The organism is Ruegeria alba (assembly GCF_022321465.1).
GTDB classification, from domain to species: domain Bacteria; phylum Pseudomonadota; class Alphaproteobacteria; order Rhodobacterales; family Rhodobacteraceae; genus Ruegeria_B; species Ruegeria_B alba.
The window spans coordinates 599,913-614,150 of record NZ_JAKOEM010000001.1 but is presented as its reverse complement, the minus strand read 5'-3'; the positions used below and the strand labels follow the sequence as shown (position 1 = coordinate 614,150).

At 64.2% G+C, this 14,238-nt stretch carries 13 protein-coding genes and 2 tRNA genes; 10 read left to right on the top strand and 5 right to left on the bottom strand.

Annotation, left to right across the window (positions count from 1 at the left end; genetic code table 11):
• Window positions 1–54: 54 nt before the first annotated feature.
• Entirely contained in the window at window positions 55–324 is a 270-nt protein-coding gene (locus tag MB818_RS02955; protein WP_234136840.1) for an usg protein, read from the top strand.
• 20 nt (window positions 325–344) lie between these two features.
• Here MB818_RS02955 and MB818_RS02950 read toward each other — a convergent pair whose 3' ends face one another.
• The gene (locus tag MB818_RS02950) at window positions 345–1,298 is read right to left on the bottom strand and encodes a radical SAM protein (RefSeq protein WP_234215618.1); all 954 of its coding nucleotides are present in this window, start codon (window positions 1,296–1,298) and stop codon (window positions 345–347) included.
• 158 nt (window positions 1,299–1,456) lie between these two features.
• Here MB818_RS02950 and zwf point away from each other — a divergent pair, with 158 nt between their 5' ends.
• The 4 genes from zwf to dmdB all read left to right on the top strand — a co-directional run bounded on the left by zwf (window position 1,457) and on the right by dmdB (window position 6,992).
• The gene (gene zwf / locus MB818_RS02945; RefSeq protein WP_238903863.1) at window positions 1,457–2,914 is read left to right on the top strand and encodes a glucose-6-phosphate dehydrogenase; all 1,458 of its coding nucleotides are present in this window, start codon (window positions 1,457–1,459) and stop codon (window positions 2,912–2,914) included.
• Window positions 2,911–3,582, top strand: coding sequence for a 6-phosphogluconolactonase (pgl, locus tag MB818_RS02940; RefSeq protein WP_234136837.1), 672 nt, complete (start codon window positions 2,911–2,913; stop codon window positions 3,580–3,582). Before zwf ends, pgl begins: the two co-directional genes overlap by 4 nt.
• 9 nt (window positions 3,583–3,591) lie before the next feature.
• Window positions 3,592–5,211: a glucose-6-phosphate isomerase gene (gene pgi, locus MB818_RS02935; RefSeq protein WP_238903861.1), complete on the top strand. Its 1,620-nt coding sequence runs from the start codon at window positions 3,592–3,594 to the stop codon at window positions 5,209–5,211.
• Window positions 5,212–5,372: 161 nt separating this feature from the next.
• Window positions 5,373–6,992 (top strand): 3-methylmercaptopropionyl-CoA ligase, encoded by a 1,620-nt coding sequence (dmdB, locus tag MB818_RS02930; protein ID WP_238903858.1) that lies wholly within the window; start codon window positions 5,373–5,375, stop codon window positions 6,990–6,992.
• A 547-nt stretch (window positions 6,993–7,539) separates the two neighbouring features.
• Here dmdB and MB818_RS02925 read toward each other — a convergent pair.
• A tRNA-Asn gene (locus MB818_RS02925) sits at window positions 7,540–7,614 on the bottom strand.
• 77 nt (window positions 7,615–7,691) lie between these two features.
• Window positions 7,692–8,609 (bottom strand): MBL fold metallo-hydrolase, encoded by a 918-nt coding sequence (locus MB818_RS02920; RefSeq protein WP_234136834.1) that lies wholly within the window; start codon window positions 8,607–8,609, stop codon window positions 7,692–7,694.
• 41 nt (window positions 8,610–8,650) lie between these two features.
• Here MB818_RS02920 and MB818_RS02915 point away from each other — a divergent pair, with 41 nt between their 5' ends.
• On the top strand, window positions 8,651–9,976 hold the full coding sequence (locus MB818_RS02915; RefSeq protein ID WP_234136833.1) for an ATP-binding protein: 1,326 nt from the start codon (window positions 8,651–8,653) through the stop codon (window positions 9,974–9,976).
• A gap of 20 nt (window positions 9,977–9,996) precedes the next feature.
• Here MB818_RS02915 and MB818_RS02910 read toward each other — a convergent pair.
• Window positions 9,997–10,072, bottom strand: a tRNA-Ile gene (locus tag MB818_RS02910).
• A gap of 106 nt (window positions 10,073–10,178) precedes the next feature.
• On the opposite strand from MB818_RS02910, the gene purM reads away from it, so the two are divergent.
• From purM to rnd, 3 genes are all read left to right on the top strand, one after another.
• Window positions 10,179–11,225: a phosphoribosylformylglycinamidine cyclo-ligase gene (purM, locus tag MB818_RS02905; RefSeq protein ID WP_234215627.1), complete on the top strand. Its 1,047-nt coding sequence runs from the start codon at window positions 10,179–10,181 to the stop codon at window positions 11,223–11,225.
• A complete protein-coding gene (gene purN, locus MB818_RS02900) occupies window positions 11,222–11,818 on the top strand; it encodes a phosphoribosylglycinamide formyltransferase (protein WP_234215629.1) in 597 nt (198 codons plus the stop codon). Before purM ends, purN begins: the two co-directional genes overlap by 4 nt.
• 120 nt (window positions 11,819–11,938) lie before the next feature.
• Window positions 11,939–13,096: a ribonuclease D gene (gene rnd / locus MB818_RS02895; protein ID WP_238903856.1), complete on the top strand. Its 1,158-nt coding sequence runs from the start codon at window positions 11,939–11,941 to the stop codon at window positions 13,094–13,096.
• Window positions 13,097–13,153: 57 nt separating this feature from the next.
• Here rnd and MB818_RS02890 read toward each other — a convergent pair whose 3' ends face one another.
• Window positions 13,154–13,678, bottom strand: a complete 525-nt coding sequence (locus tag MB818_RS02890) for a hypothetical protein (protein ID WP_234136829.1) — start codon at window positions 13,676–13,678, stop codon at window positions 13,154–13,156.
• Between the two features lie 145 nt (window positions 13,679–13,823).
• Between MB818_RS02890 and MB818_RS02885 the strand changes: the two genes are divergently transcribed.
• A complete protein-coding gene (locus tag MB818_RS02885; RefSeq protein ID WP_234170217.1) occupies window positions 13,824–14,234 on the top strand; it encodes a SufE family protein in 411 nt (136 codons plus the stop codon).
• Window positions 14,235–14,238: the final 4 nt, after the last annotated feature.

The window sequence follows — 14,238 nt, the reverse complement described above, 5'->3', positions numbered from 1 at the left end:
ATTTTTTATTAGAATCAGGCATCCTGATTGAACCGGGGGCAACTGGAGGTTCAAATGGCTGCAACAGAAACCGAGCTGATGCTGAAAGGGTATGGGCTGACCACGGCGGAATTCTTCTATCACATGCCGGACCATATCCATGTGCTGAATACCTTTGTCTGGCAGGATTATGACCTTGCGCCGGACCATCCCAGGCTGTTCGGCTTCATCGAATTCTGGCAGCGCGAGATCGACGGCCCGCTGCATTCGGTGCGGTTTACCCACCGCAAGATGATCTCGCCGGGTGAATGGCGCAATGTCGTGGGCGAGTTCCGGCTGCACTGAGCCGTTCCACCTCGGCGGCTTCAGGCCGAGCAGCTGGCCCCGCCCAGCACGCAGAACTTGGCGCAATGGGGGTGGTTCAGCTGAACCGGGCGTTCCGCCTCGGCCAGCGTCTGGCCCAGTTCGAATTCGGGCGCATAGGGCAAAAGGGTGCAGGCCAGCACCACAGGATGCGCCGCGCCCTTGCGTTTCACCACCATGCGCGAACTGGCGCACATGACCGTTTCGGGCGATTTGCCCAGGATTTCCCAGCAGGCAGTGGTGATCTCAGGCACTTCGACCCGTTCGTCCATCTCGGGGAACAGCACGGTCTGGCCGGGATCTGTCGCGTCGATCGCAAATCCGTGTTCGGTATAAAGCGCGGCATAACCCGCGCGCGCCTCGGCCTCGCTTTCACCCCAGACTGTGCGTCCGGCCACGGTCATTCGCGCGCCGCAATCGCGTAGCCAGGCCATCCCAGCAAGTGTCCGGGCAAAACTGCCGGTACCGCGTTCGGCGTCATGACAGGCGGCGCTGTGATGATCGACCGAAATGCGCAGGGTCAGCCTGTCACCGAATTCGCGCACCAGCGCCGCCAGCCCCTGCCGCATCGCCTTGCGCATCATCGGGCGCATGGCATTGGTCAGAATCAGCACCTCAAATCCACGCACCAGCGCCGCCCGCGCCATGCCGATGATCTGAGGATTCATGAAAGGTTCGCCACCAGTGAAGCCGATCTCGCGCACCGGCCAGCCGCGCGCCGCGATCTGATCCAGATATCCGCTGACTTCATCCTCGGTGATATAGACCAACGCGTCGTTTTTCGGGCTCGACAGGATATAGCAATTGGCACATTCGATATTGCACAGGGTGCCGGTGTTGAACCACAGCGTCTCAGGACGGGTCAGGGCCACGCTGGCCCGTTGCTGCCCGTCTGCTGTCACGAAACTGTCCTGAAACTTGCCGATATTGGCGGTCTGTTGCGCGTGATCCTTCATCTATCCTGCCTGTGCCTGCTTATGGGCTTGATCTAGCAGTAATCACACGGGAAAAGGAAGCGGGATCAGATGGTTTGACGGGCTTGTGATGCCGGGAGAGCTTGGAGTTGTTTGCGCTAACAGTGGACAGAACCCCGGCAAGGCGATAAGGAGCAGCCATGGTATCGCGCGTCATTCCGGTGGAACCCTTCGATCTGGTCGTCTTTGGCGGTACCGGCGATCTGGCCCGTCGCAAGATCCTGCCCGCGTTGTTCCGTCGCTCGGTCGCGGGCCAGATGCCCGATGGCAACCGCATCATCGGTGTCGCACGTCAGGACATGGGTGCCGAGGCGTATCGTGCCCTGATCGCTCAAGGCCTGCGCGAGCTGTGGCCCGAGGCGGTGCAGTCTCCCGATGCGCTCAACCGTTTCCTATCGCGGCTCGATTACATGGCGCTGGATGCCACCCGGCCCGAGGGCTGGGACGGACTGGCCGCGGCGTTGGGGCACGGCGTTCGCGCCTTTTACTTCTCGGTCGGGCCGGGTCTATTCGGCGCGCTGGCCGAACGGCTGCATCAGCACGGGCTGGTCAGCCAGGACACCCGCATCGTGGTCGAGAAACCCTTCGGCCACGATCTGGCCAGCGCGCAGGCGTTGAACGCCACGTTGGCCGCGCATTTTCATGAACGCCAGATCTATAGGATCGACCATTACCTGGGCAAGGAGACGGTACAGAACCTGATGGCGGTCCGCTTTGGCAACATGCTGTTCGAACCGCTCTGGAACAGCCAGTATGTCGACCATATCCAGATCACCGTGGCCGAAACCGTGGGGGTCGGCGGCCGGGCCGATTACTATGACCGGGCCGGCGCGATGCGCGACATGATGCAGAATCATCTGATGCAGCTCTTGTGCCTGATCGCGATGGAGCCTCCGGCCAAGTTCGATCCCGACGCGGTGCGCGATGAAAAGCTCAAGGTGATCCGGGCACTCGACCCGGTCAAGCCGCATCATATCGTGCGCGGGCAATACGCGGTGCCGGTGGGCGGTGCCGGACAGGGCTATCGCGACGAGGTGGGCGATGCCCGCTCGATCACCGAAAGCTATATCGCGCTGCGCGCCCATATCAGCAACTGGCGATGGGCGGGGACGCCGTTCTACCTGCGCACGGGCAAGCGGCTGGTGGCGCGGTCCTCTGTCATCAACGTGATGTTCAAGGACGCGCCGCATTCGATTTTCGGCGAAGAGGCCGGGCGGCATGCCAACGTGTTGTCGATCCGGCTGCAACCCAATGAGGGCATCACGCTCAAGGTGACGATCAAGGAACCGGGGCCGGGCGGCATGCGGCTGGTCGATGTGCCCCTGGACATGAGTTTCGCCAAGGCGCTTGGCCCCGAGAACCAGAACCCGCCCGATGCCTATGAACGGCTGATCATGGATGTGATCCGGGGCAACCAGACCCTGTTCATGCGCGGCGACGAGGTCGAGGCCGCCTGGGCCTGGACCGACCCGATCATCGCGGGCTGGCAGGCCCGTGGCGATGTGCCCAAACCCTATGATTGCGGCAGCACCGGCCCCGGCGACGCCGAGCTGCTTATGAGACGCGACGGTCGCCGTTGGCAGGGGATAAACCCATGAATATCCAAGACTATCCCGACCGCGAAATGCTCGCCATCGACCTCGCCAACCACCTGGCCGGAGAGTTGGAGGCGACACTGCTGACCCATGACCGCGCCACGCTGGCAGTGGCGGGCGGCACCACGCCCGGCCCGGTCTTCGACGTGCTCTGCGCCGCCGATCTGGACTGGCACCGGGTCATGGTGCTGCCGACCGACGAACGCTGCGTGCCGCAGGACCATCCGCGCGCCAATGCCCGGCTGATCACAGAGCAGTTGCTGGTCAACCGCGCCGCCAGCGCCAGCTATTTGCCGCTATACCTGCCCGGCGCCGAACCCGAGGATTGTCTGGCCGAGGTCGAGACGCTACTGACCCCGGCGCTGCCCCTGTCGGTGCTGGTGCTGGGCATGGGCGAGGACATGCACACCGCCTCGCTTTTCCCCGGCATGCCGGGGCTTGAGGCGGCGCTGGACGGGGACGCGCCGGTGCTGGCCGTCGCCCGACCCGAAACCCAGCCCGAGGCCCGGATCACGCTGACCGCCCCGGTGCTGAACGGGGCGCTGTCAAAGCACCTGATCATCTATGGTGCCGCCAAACGCAAGGCGCTGGAACGGGCGATGTCCTTGCCCCCCGAAGAGGCGCCGGTGGCGGCGGTTCTGGACGGTATCACGGTCCATTGGGCGGAATAGGTTTCTTCCATGTTTCAAGATTTGCACGCGCTTCACACTGACCGGTCGGGCCGCCGCATCCTCGACCTTTTCGCCGCCGACCCTGGGAGGGCCGAACGGTTCTGTGCCGATCTGGGTGAGATGCGGCTGGATTACTCCAAGACCCTGATCGACGCGGATATCCGGGCCGCGCTGATCGCGCTCTGCGAACAGGCCGGGTTGGCCGCGCGCCGCGAGGCGATGTTTTCGGGCGACGCGATCAACGAGACCGAGGGCCGCCCCGTGCTGCACACGGCGCTGCGTAATCTGGATGGCGGGCCGGTTCTGGTCGAGGGCCGCGACGTGATGCCCGAGGTGCGCGCGACCCTTGCACGGATGCGGGTGTTTGCCGATGCGGTGCGGACCGGCACGCTGAGCGGGGCAGGCGGTGCTTTTACCGATGTGGTCAATATCGGCATCGGTGGCTCCGATCTGGGTCCGGCCATGGCCACGCTGGCGCTTGCGCCCTATCACGACGGGCCACGCTGCCATTTCGTGTCGAACGTGGATGGGGCCCATATCGCGGATACCCTGCGGGGGCTGGATCCGACGCGTACTCTGGTGATCGTCGCCTCCAAGACCTTTACCACCATCGAGACAATGACCAATGCCCGCACCGCCCGCGACTGGATGCAGCGCGGCGGCGGCGACCCGGCGCGGCAATTCGCGGCGCTCTCCAGCGCGACGGACAAGACCGCCGATTTCGGCATCCCGGACGCACATGTGTTTGGCTTCGCCGATTGGGTCGGCGGGCGATATTCCATGTGGGGTCCGATCGGGCTGAGCCTGATGATTGCCATCGGCCCCGACGATTTCGACGCCTTCCTGCGCGGCGGGCAGGCGATGGACGATCATTTCCGCAGCGCGCCCTGGGCCGAGAACATGCCCGTGATGCTGGCCCTGACCGGTATCTGGCATCATCAGGTCTGCGGCTATCCCAGCCGCGCGGTGCTGCCCTATGACCAGCGGCTTGCACGTCTGCCGGCCTATTTCCAGCAACTCGAAATGGAATCGAACGGCAAATCGGTTGCGATGGACGGCACCGCGCTGGATCAGGCCGCCGGTCCCATCGTCTGGGGTGAGCCGGGCACCAATGGCCAGCATGCGTTCTATCAGCTGATCCATCAGGGCAAGCAGATCGTTCCCTGCGAATTCATGGTGGCCGCCCGCGGACACGAGCCGGAGCTGGACCACCACCACCGCCTCCTGCTGGCCAATTGCCTGGCCCAGTCCGAAGCGCTGATGCGGGGCCGGTCCCTGTCCGAGGCGCGCGCCATCGTCGCGGGCCGGGGTCATGACGATGCCGAGCTGGACCGCCAGGCCCGTCATCGGGTGTTCGAGGGCAACCGCCCTTCGACCACGCTGATCTATCCGCAACTGACGCCCGACATGCTGGGACGGATCGTGGCGCTTTACGAACACCGGGTGTTTGTCGAAGGCGTGATCCTTGGCATCAACTCGTTCGATCAATGGGGTGTCGAGCTGGGCAAGGAACTGGCGACCTCTCTGGGCCCTATTGTCGAGGGCACGCAGCCCGCCACCGGCAAGGATGGGTCGACCGCCGCGCTGGTGGCCTATGCGCTGCGTCATCGTGACCACGGGCTGACGTAGGGTTCCGGTCCGTCAAAGGGACACAAAGTTATTGTCACGCGGCCCGCTGATTGGCAGGGTCCGGCATTGGGCGGGGCCGCGTCGACGCGGCCACGAAGAGGAGACATGTGACACCGCGCAGGGCGCGGCCGTCACCGGAAGAACAGGGAAGGAACCCAAGAATGCTGGGACAGATGATGTATCAGCCGCTGCTGATCTCGTCGCTGATCGACCATGCGGCGCGTTATCACGGCGAGGCGCCGATCTGGTCGGTCAGTACCGAAGGCGGGGTCGAGGAGACCAATTGGGCCGGGATCGCGGCCAATGCCCGTTGTCTCGGCTCGGCCCTGACCGGGGCCGGCCTGGCGCCACAGTCACGGGTGGCGACTCTCGCCTGGAACAACCGGCGGCATCTGGAGATCTATTACGGCGTGTCCGGCGCCGGCTTCGTGCTGCATACGATCAACCCGCGCCTGTTCCCCGAACAGCTGGTCTATATCCTCAACCATGCCGAGGATCGCATCCTGTTCTTCGATGCCACCTTTCTGCCGCTGGTCGAGGGGATTCGCCCGCATCTGACCACCGTCGAACGGCTGATCCTGATGGGGCCGCGCGACGAGGCAGCGGCGGCACGGATCGAGGGGCTGGAATTCTACGACGAGTTCGTCGCCACGGGCGATGCAGGTTTTGAATGGCCCGATCTGGACGAGCGCACGGCCTCGAGCCTGTGCTACACATCCGGGACCACGGGCAACCCCAAGGGGGTGCTCTATTCTCACCGTTCCACCGTGCTGCACAGTTTCGGGTCGAACACCCGCGATTGCATCGGCTTTTCGGCGCGCGACGTGGTGATGCCGGTGGTGCCGATGTTCCATGTCAACGCCTGGGGCACGCCCTATGCCTGTGCCATGTCGGGCTCGTGCATGGTGCTGCCGGGGCCGGACCTGCATGGCGAGGCGCTGGTGGGTCTGATCGACCAATATGGCGTGACCATCGCGCTGGGTGTGCCGACCATCTGGCAGGGGTTGCTGACGACCGCCCGTGCCAAGGGCAGCAAGTTGGAGAGCCTGACACGCACGGTGATCGGCGGCGCGGCCTGTCCGCCCTCGATGATCGCCGAATTCCGCGACCGTTACGGCGTCGACACCGTGCATGCCTGGGGCATGTCCGAGATGAGCCCGCTGGGCACCACCAACCAGCCATTGGCGAAACATGCGGGGCTGCCGGTCGAGGCACAGCACAAGCTGCGCGAAAACCAGGGCCGGCCGCCCTATGGGGTCGAGCTGAAGATCGTCGATGACGACGGCAACCAGTTGCCCAATGACGGCCAGACCCAGGGCGACCTGATGGTGCGGGGCCATTGGGTGTTGGACAGTTATTTCCAGTTGCAGGACCAGCCGATCCTGTCGGATGGCTGGTTCGCCACCGGCGATGTGGCGACGCTGGACCGCGACGGATACATGACGATCCGGGACCGGTCCAAGGATATCATCAAGTCGGGCGGGGAATGGATCAGCTCTGTCGAGCTGGAGAATATCGCCGTGGCGCATCCGAAACTGGCCACCGCCGCGGTGATCGGTGTTCCGCATCCGAAATGGGACGAACGCCCGCTTCTTGTGGCGGTGAGCGCCGAGGGCGAAACGCCCGACGAGGCGGAGCTGCTGGCTTTCTTCGACGGCAAGATCGCCAAATGGCAGGTGCCTGACCGGGTCGTGTTTGTCGATGCTCTACCGCTGAATGCCACCGGCAAGGTGCTGAAACGGACGCTGCGGGATCAGTTCAAGGACGTTCTCACCGGCTGAGCCGGGCAGAACCGGCAAGCGGGGATTTCCGGCCCGGAAAACACATGTTTTCCGGGCTCTCCTTGTCTGTCGTCTGAGTTTCTCGGAAAGATGAGGTGGTTTCGTAGCGGAGGCTCTGGTTGGTTTCTGTTGGAGCCTATGCGGCAGCGGATTGGTGCTTTGTTTTGGCGTTTTCCGTTTGTCTGTGTTCTTTTGTCTCTTCTCAACTGCAGGATCCGCGCGCTGCGACCGTGGTAGACGTCGACAGCGGACAAGTTGTCAGGTGGGCGCTGACGCAAGACACCGCTTGATTAATATGCCCCGCTTCCAGGTCATGTTGATAAAACGCGCGGCGAACGGTGGATCGATGAAATGCCGATGAACCGAGGAAGCTCTCTGCGGTTTTATCGTAATTGTTGGTGCGCGACTGCCGTTTATCAGAGTGTTGAAGAGGCGCCCCCGGTGAACCACTTTTGTCAACAGGACCTAAACGGTCTCTGAACGAAAAAACAACCCCTTCGCAACAAGCAAAAAAGCCCTCAAGTCTTTGAGACTTAAGGGCTTTTCATGGCTCCGGCGGTAGGGATCGAACCTACGACCAATTGATTAACAGTCAACTGCTCTACCGCTGAGCTACGCCGGAACGGTTCGCGCCGTATAGCAATCCCGATTCACATCGTCCAGAGGGCGAAAAGAAAATTCACAGAATTTTCTCGAGGCTCAGGATAGTCGTTGAAACCGCGCCACAACCGAGAGTTTCTCCTCGGGCGCGACCCGGTTACGGCCAGTCAGATCGACCAGATGGGCGAACACGTTTCGTGTGGCGGCGGGCAGCAGCGCAGCGGGCGTTTCTGTGTAGATGCGCCGGGCCAGCGCCTCGGCCGTGGCGGGGCCATCAGCCAACGCTACCAGAATCGCCTCCTCGCGCCCCATCCGGTGCCCGATCAGCCAGTCGAGCCGCGCTCCGGGCGCGCTCACCGGTGCGCCGTGGCCCGGATGGAACAGCCTCCAGTCGCGGGCGCGCAGGTCGCGGCAGGCGGTCATGAAATCGGTCAGGTCGCCATCGGGGGGCGAGACCAGCGAACTGGCCCAGCCCATCACGTGATCGGCGGTAAAACACACATCCTGCCAGGCCAGCGCGATATGGTTGCCCAGATGCCCCGGTGTGTGGATCACCTCCAGTTGCCAGCCATCGCCCTCGATTCGCGCTCCATCGGCGACCGTGTGATCGGGCAGAAATCCGGTGTCGATACCCTCGCCACCCCCCGCCAGCCCCTGCGCTGCCAGATCGCGCATCACCGCGCTGCGTCCGGCCTCGGGCCCGCCAAAGGCCAGAACCGGCGCGCCGGTGCGCTTGGCCAGCGGACGGGCCAGCGGCGAGTGGTCCAGATGGGTATGGGTCACGACGATATGACTTATGCTCTCGCCCGGGCCAAGCGCGGCCAGAATCGCCTCCAGATGCGCCTCGCTCAGGGGGCCGGGGTCGATCACCGCCAGCTCTCTTGTGCCCACCAGATAGGTATTGGTGCCGCGATAGGTCATCGGCGAGGGATTGGGCGCCACGATCCGCCGGATCCCGGCCTCCAGCTCGATGGGGATGCCGATGGGCGGGTCGAAATCGTCGGGCGGGTGGGTCATCTGTCTCTTTTTCTCGCTCTGGCACCGGGTTAGGTTTAGCCATGACATTCCGCTGGCTCAAACACTATATGCCGCGCAGCCTCTATGCCCGCGCGGCGATCATCATCGTCGTACCGGTGATCGCGGTGCAGATCGTGGTTTCTGTCGTGTTTCTGCAACGGCATCTGGAGGATGTGACCACCCAGATGACGCTGACCGCCGTGCGCGAGATCGAACTGATCATGGGCCAGGTCGCCGGCACCGAAACCCAGGCCCAGGTTCAGGCGCGGCTGCGGCCGGCTCTCGACGCCTTGCAGGTCAGTCTGCGATTCGTGAATGACGGCGACGTGCCCTCAGACGATCTGCGACCCTGGTATGACTATACCGGCCGACAGGTAGAACACGTTCTGCGCAGCAGGGTGCAGGATGTGATCGCGGTGGAACTGCCCGATACCCGGGTGGTGCGGCTCTATCTGGGCAGCGCGCTGGGTCCGGTCGAGCTGATCTTCGACCGCCGCCGCATGTCGCCCGCCGCGCCGCACCAGCTGATCGTGACGATGGTGGTCTTTGGTCTGTTGATGACCGTGATTGCCTTTCTCTACATGCGCAACCAGCTCAGGCCGGTCAAACGGCTGGCCGATGCGGCGCAGGCTTTTGGCCGGGGGCATACGGTTCCCTATTACCCCTCGGGCGCCATCGAGGTACGGGCAGCCGGCAGCGCCTTTCTGGACATGCGCGCGCGGATCGAACGGCAGATCGAACAGCGCACCCTGATGCTCTCGGGGGTCAGCCACGATCTGCGCACACCGCTGACCCGGTTGAAACTGGGACTGGCGATGATCGACGAAGAGGATGCCGCGCCCATGTTGCAGGACGTGGCCGAGATGCAGCAGATGCTGGACGCGTTCCTCGATTTTTCGCGTGGAGTGTCTGAAAGCACACCCGAAAAGGTCGATCCGGTCGCCTTGCTGAAGCAGGTGGTGGAGGATGCCCGTCGCGCCGACCGCAATGTCGCGCTGGTGGCCTGCGAGGTGCCCGAGGGCGATACCGTCACCCTGCGGCCCACAGCGATCCGCCGCGCGGTCGAGAATCTGATTGCCAACGCCGTTCGCTATGGAACCAGGGTGGAGGTCAGTCTGGCGGTCACGCCAAAGTTCCTGCGTATCCGGGTCGAGGATGACGGTCCCGGTATTCCCGCCGACAAGCGCGCCGAGGCGGTGAAACCGTTCCAGCGGCTGGATGCGTCGCGTAACCAGAACCAGGGCGGCGGCGTGGGCCTGGGCCTTGCCATCGTTGCCGATATTGCCCGCGCCCATGGCGGCGCGCTCCGGCTGGGTGACAGTGAACGGTTGGGGGGTCTCTGCGCCGATATCGTGATCGGACGCTGACCCGACGAATGCGGAGAATGTGGTAGGCCCGGCAGGATTTGAACCCGCAACCAAAGCGTTATGAGCGCTCTGCTCTAACCGTTGAGCTACAGGCCCGCCATGGGCCATGCCTAACACGATCCGCTCCCGCGTCAAGCCTGACCGTTGCATGCAAGGGCGCAATGCACTAACTCCGCGCGCAAGCAATCGTGAGGATGAACCGATGACAGCGGGCAAGAACGGTATGACCTATGCCGAGGCGGGTGTGGATATCGACGCGGGCAACGCCCTGGTCGACCGGATCAAGCCGGCCGCCAAGCGCACCAATCGCCCCGGCGTGGCCAGCGGGTTGGGGGGCTTTGGTGCGCTCTTCGACCTCAAGGCGGCGGGGTATCAGGATCCGGTCCTGGTGGCCGCGACCGATGGGGTCGGAACCAAGCTGCGCATCGCGATCGACACCGGGCTGGTCGACGGCGTCGGCATCGACCTGGTTGCCATGTGCGTCAACGATCTGGTTTGCCAAGGCGCCGAGCCCTTGTTTTTCCTTGACTATTTCGCGACTGGCAAGCTTGAAACCGACACCGCCGCCCGCATCATCGAAGGCATTGCCGAGGGCTGCGTTCAGTCCGGCTGCGCCCTGATCGGCGGCGAGACGGCGGAAATGCCCGGCATGTATCCGGCAGGCGATTTCGATCTGGCGGGCTTTGCCGTCGGCGCGATGGAGCGCGGCACCGCGCTGCCCGAAGGCGTGGCAGAGGGTGACGTGCTGCTGGGTCTCGCCTCGAACGGGGTGCATTCCAACGGCTATTCGCTGGTGCGCAAACTGGTGGAAATCTCGGGCAATAGCTGGGAATCGGATTGCCCCTTTGGCCCCGGCAAGCTGGGTGAGGCGCTGCTGGCGCCGACCCGGCTTTATGTGACCCAGGTTCTGTCGGCAATCCGCGCCGGTGGCGTGCATGCGCTGGCCCATATCACCGGCGGTGGCCTGACCGAGAACCTGCCGCGCGTCCTGCCCGAGGGCATGGGCGCCACCATCGACCTCGACACATGGGAACTGCCGCCCGTGTTCCGCTGGATGGCCGAAACCGGCGGCATCGCCGAGGGTGAAATGCTCAAGACCTTCAACTGCGGTATCGGCATGATCGTGGTCTGTGCCGCCGACCGGGCCGAGGCGCTGACCGAGCTGCTGAGGGCCGAGGGCGAGACGGTCGCCCGCATCGGCACCGTCACCACCACGCCCGGCATTGCCTACACGGGCAAGTTGCTGTGAGCTCAAAGCGCGTCGCGATCCTGATCTCGGGCGGCGGGTCGAACATGGTCACGCTGGTCGACAGCATGACCGGCGACCATCCGGCGCGGCCCTGTCTGGTGCTGTCCAATGACGCAAACGCGGGCGGGCTGGCCAAGGCCGCTGCGCGCGGCGTGGCCACCGCAGTGGTCGATCACCGCCCCTATGGCAAGGACCGCGCCGCGTTCGAGGCCGAACTGATCAAGCCGATCCTCGACGCGGGGGCCGATATCGTCTGCCTTGCCGGGTTCATGCGGGTGCTGACCGCCGGTTTCACCGACCGCTTTCAGGGTCGGATGCTGAACATTCACCCCTCGCTGCTGCCCAAGTACAAGGGGCTGCATACCCATGCCCGTGCGCTGGCCGCGGGTGAAACCGAACATGGCTGCACGGTGCACGAGGTGACGTCCGAGCTGGATGACGGCCCGATCCTGGGTCAGGCCCGTGTCTCGATCGAACCGGGCGACACGCCGGAAACGCTTGCCGCCCGTGTGCTGACCTGGGAACACAAACTCTATCCCGCGGTCCTGCGCCGCTTTGCCGGTGGCGACCGCCGCCCTGTCTGGCTGCCCTGACGCAGGGACGGGCGTTCCATAGGGGGTTTGCAGAGCAGGGGTGTTGGCCCTAAGGTGAGCGAAACCGACCCGTTCCGGGGGCACGGTCGGAACCAAGGAAAAGAACAAGATAAAAACCGTATGAAGACCCTGACAACCACTCAAGAACTGGCCGCGTTCTGTACGGCGGCCGCCAGCCAACCTTATGTGACCGTCGATACCGAGTTTCTTCGGGAACGGACCTATTACTCGAAACTCTGCCTGATTCAGCTGGCCTATCCCGGTGACGGCGACGACTGCGCCGTTCTGGTCGATCCGCTGGCCGAGGGGCTGGAGCTGGAACCGCTTTACACGCTGTTCCGCGATACCTCGGTGGTCAAGGCGTTCCATGCCGCCCGGCAGGATCTCGAGATTTTCTGGGTGGATGCGGGGGTGTTTCCCGAACCGCTGTTCGACACCCAGGTCGCGGCCATGGTCTGTGGCTTTGGCGAGCAGGTCGGATACGAAACGCTGGTACGCAAGATCTGCCGGCAGGGGCTGGACAAGACCTCGCGCTTTACCGACTGGTCGCGCCGTCCGCTGACCGATGCGCAGAAAACCTATGCCCTGGCCGATGTCACCCATCTGCGCCAGATCTATGAACATCTGGCCGCTGATCTGGCCAAGACCGGGCGCAGCCACTGGGTTGCCGAGGAATTGCGCACGCTGACCGACCCGGCAACCTATGACATTCGCCCCGAAGAGGCCTGGCGCCGCATCAAGACCCGCACCAACTCGGGCAAGTTCCTGGCGGTGGTGCGCGAACTGGCGCAGTTCCGCGAAAGCTATGCCCAGGACAACAACGTGCCACGCAACCGGGTATTCAAGGATGACGCGTTGATCGAGCTGGCCTCGACCAAGCCGCGCACCCATGCCGATCTGGGTGGTTCGCGGCTCTTGTTGCGCGAGGCACGCAAGGGGGCGATCGCCGACGGTATCCTGGCGGCCGTGGGGCGCGGGATCGACTGCCCGCCCGAGCGGATGCCCAAGGTGAAGAACGGGCGCGAGAACCTGCAGGTGAACCCGGCGCTGGCCGATCTGTTGCGGGTGCTGCTGAAGGCCAAGACCGAGAATGTGGGCGTTGCCGCCAAGCTGATCGCCAACAGCGCCGAGCTGGACCTGATTGCGGCCGGCGAACGCGATGTGCCGTCGCTGACCGGTTGGCGGCTGGAAGTGTTCGGCGCCGATGCGCTGCGGTTGTGTCAGGGTGAGATCGCGCTGGCCGCCAAGGGTCAGAATGTCGAGGTGGTGTCGCTGTAACGCCAGCGCCGCCCGCCCGTATCCGAACAATCGCTCTGGCCGAGACGCCGCCGGGCCTTAGCGGCGCCGGGTTTCCAGAGCACCTTCCTTCGCCTCGACCCGGATCACCTTGATCCCGGCCAGATCCTGACGCGACACGCTGACCGCCTCGCGGATGGTGCGGGTCTGGACCGGACCCTGTGGTGTCGCGTCCTCGGGATAGACCACACGGAACGCATAGGCGAGGATGCCGGCCTCGGTATTCTCGGGCGTCACGATCGGGCGCAGTTCGGTGTTGAACGCGCCCTGGCGATTGGCAACGCCGACGACCGAAATGATGGCCCCCGTGGTGGTGGGCTCGACTTTCAGCTCGGTCACCTGTGTGATCAGGATGCTGCGGTCCTTGGGGTCGGGGCGCGCAAAGAGCCCTTTGCCGGAACTGTTGGGGATCAGCGGGTTGACGTCCTCGGACGCGGCAGCCTCGACCGGTGCCGGGGTCGAGGGGCCGAACCAGTTCGACGGATTGACCCGCGAGTCGCGCCAGCCGCCACAGGCCGTCAGCACCGATCCGGCGGTCACGAGAGCAATCAGTGGTTTCAGCATGGGGTGCCCCGCAAGTCCTTGGTGTTTTCCTGTCTATCGGTTAGCGCATCGCGGCACGCTTGAAAAGCCATGGCAGGTCTGGACAGCGGGTCGGACGGGGCTTAGGTCACTGCTGACCCGCATATGACCTGAGCAGGAGCGAGACATGGCCAGCCCCGCCTTTGAGGAGATTGTCGAGGATTTCGAGTTTCTCGACGATTGGGAAGACCGCTATCGCCATGTGATCGAGCAGGGCAAGGCGATGGACCCGCTGGACGAGGCGCTGAAAGTGCCCGCGACGCGGGTGCATGGCTGTGCCAGCCAGGTCTGGCTGCATCCGGTGATCGAGGATGGCGTGTTCCGCTTTGACGGGGACAGCGATGCGATGATCGTACGCGGGCTGATCGCGGTCTTGCGCGCGCTCTACAACGGGGTGCCGGTGGCCGAGGTGGCGCGGATCGATGCGCGCGCCGAACTGGCGCGGCTGGGGTTGAACGACCATCTGTCGGCGCAGCGCTCGAACGGGCTGCGATCCATGATCGAGCGGATTCGCGAAACGGCTGCTGCCGCCACGTAATCCG

Bases quoted from the DNA above. Each gene is read 5' to 3' on its own strand.
- MB818_RS02955 (WP_234136840.1), top strand. From the start codon at position 55: ATGGCTGCAACAGAAACCGAGCTGATGCTGAAAGGGTATGGGCTGACC.
- MB818_RS02950 (WP_234215618.1), bottom strand. From the start codon at position 1,298: ATGAAGGATCACGCGCAACAGACCGCCAATATCGGCAAGTTTCAGGAC.
- zwf (WP_238903863.1), top strand. From the start codon at position 1,457: ATGGTATCGCGCGTCATTCCGGTGGAACCCTTCGATCTGGTCGTCTTT.
- pgl (WP_234136837.1), top strand. From the start codon at position 2,911: ATGAATATCCAAGACTATCCCGACCGCGAAATGCTCGCCATCGACCTC.
- pgi (WP_238903861.1), top strand. From the start codon at position 3,592: ATGTTTCAAGATTTGCACGCGCTTCACACTGACCGGTCGGGCCGCCGC.
- dmdB (WP_238903858.1), top strand. From the start codon at position 5,373: ATGCTGGGACAGATGATGTATCAGCCGCTGCTGATCTCGTCGCTGATC.
- MB818_RS02920 (WP_234136834.1), bottom strand. From the start codon at position 8,609: ATGACCCACCCGCCCGACGATTTCGACCCGCCCATCGGCATCCCCATC.
- MB818_RS02915 (WP_234136833.1), top strand. From the start codon at position 8,651: ATGACATTCCGCTGGCTCAAACACTATATGCCGCGCAGCCTCTATGCC.
- purM (WP_234215627.1), top strand. From the start codon at position 10,179: ATGACAGCGGGCAAGAACGGTATGACCTATGCCGAGGCGGGTGTGGAT.
- rnd (WP_238903856.1), top strand. From the start codon at position 11,939: ATGAAGACCCTGACAACCACTCAAGAACTGGCCGCGTTCTGTACGGCG.
- MB818_RS02890 (WP_234136829.1), bottom strand. From the start codon at position 13,678: ATGCTGAAACCACTGATTGCTCTCGTGACCGCCGGATCGGTGCTGACG.
- MB818_RS02885 (WP_234170217.1), top strand. From the start codon at position 13,824: ATGGCCAGCCCCGCCTTTGAGGAGATTGTCGAGGATTTCGAGTTTCTC.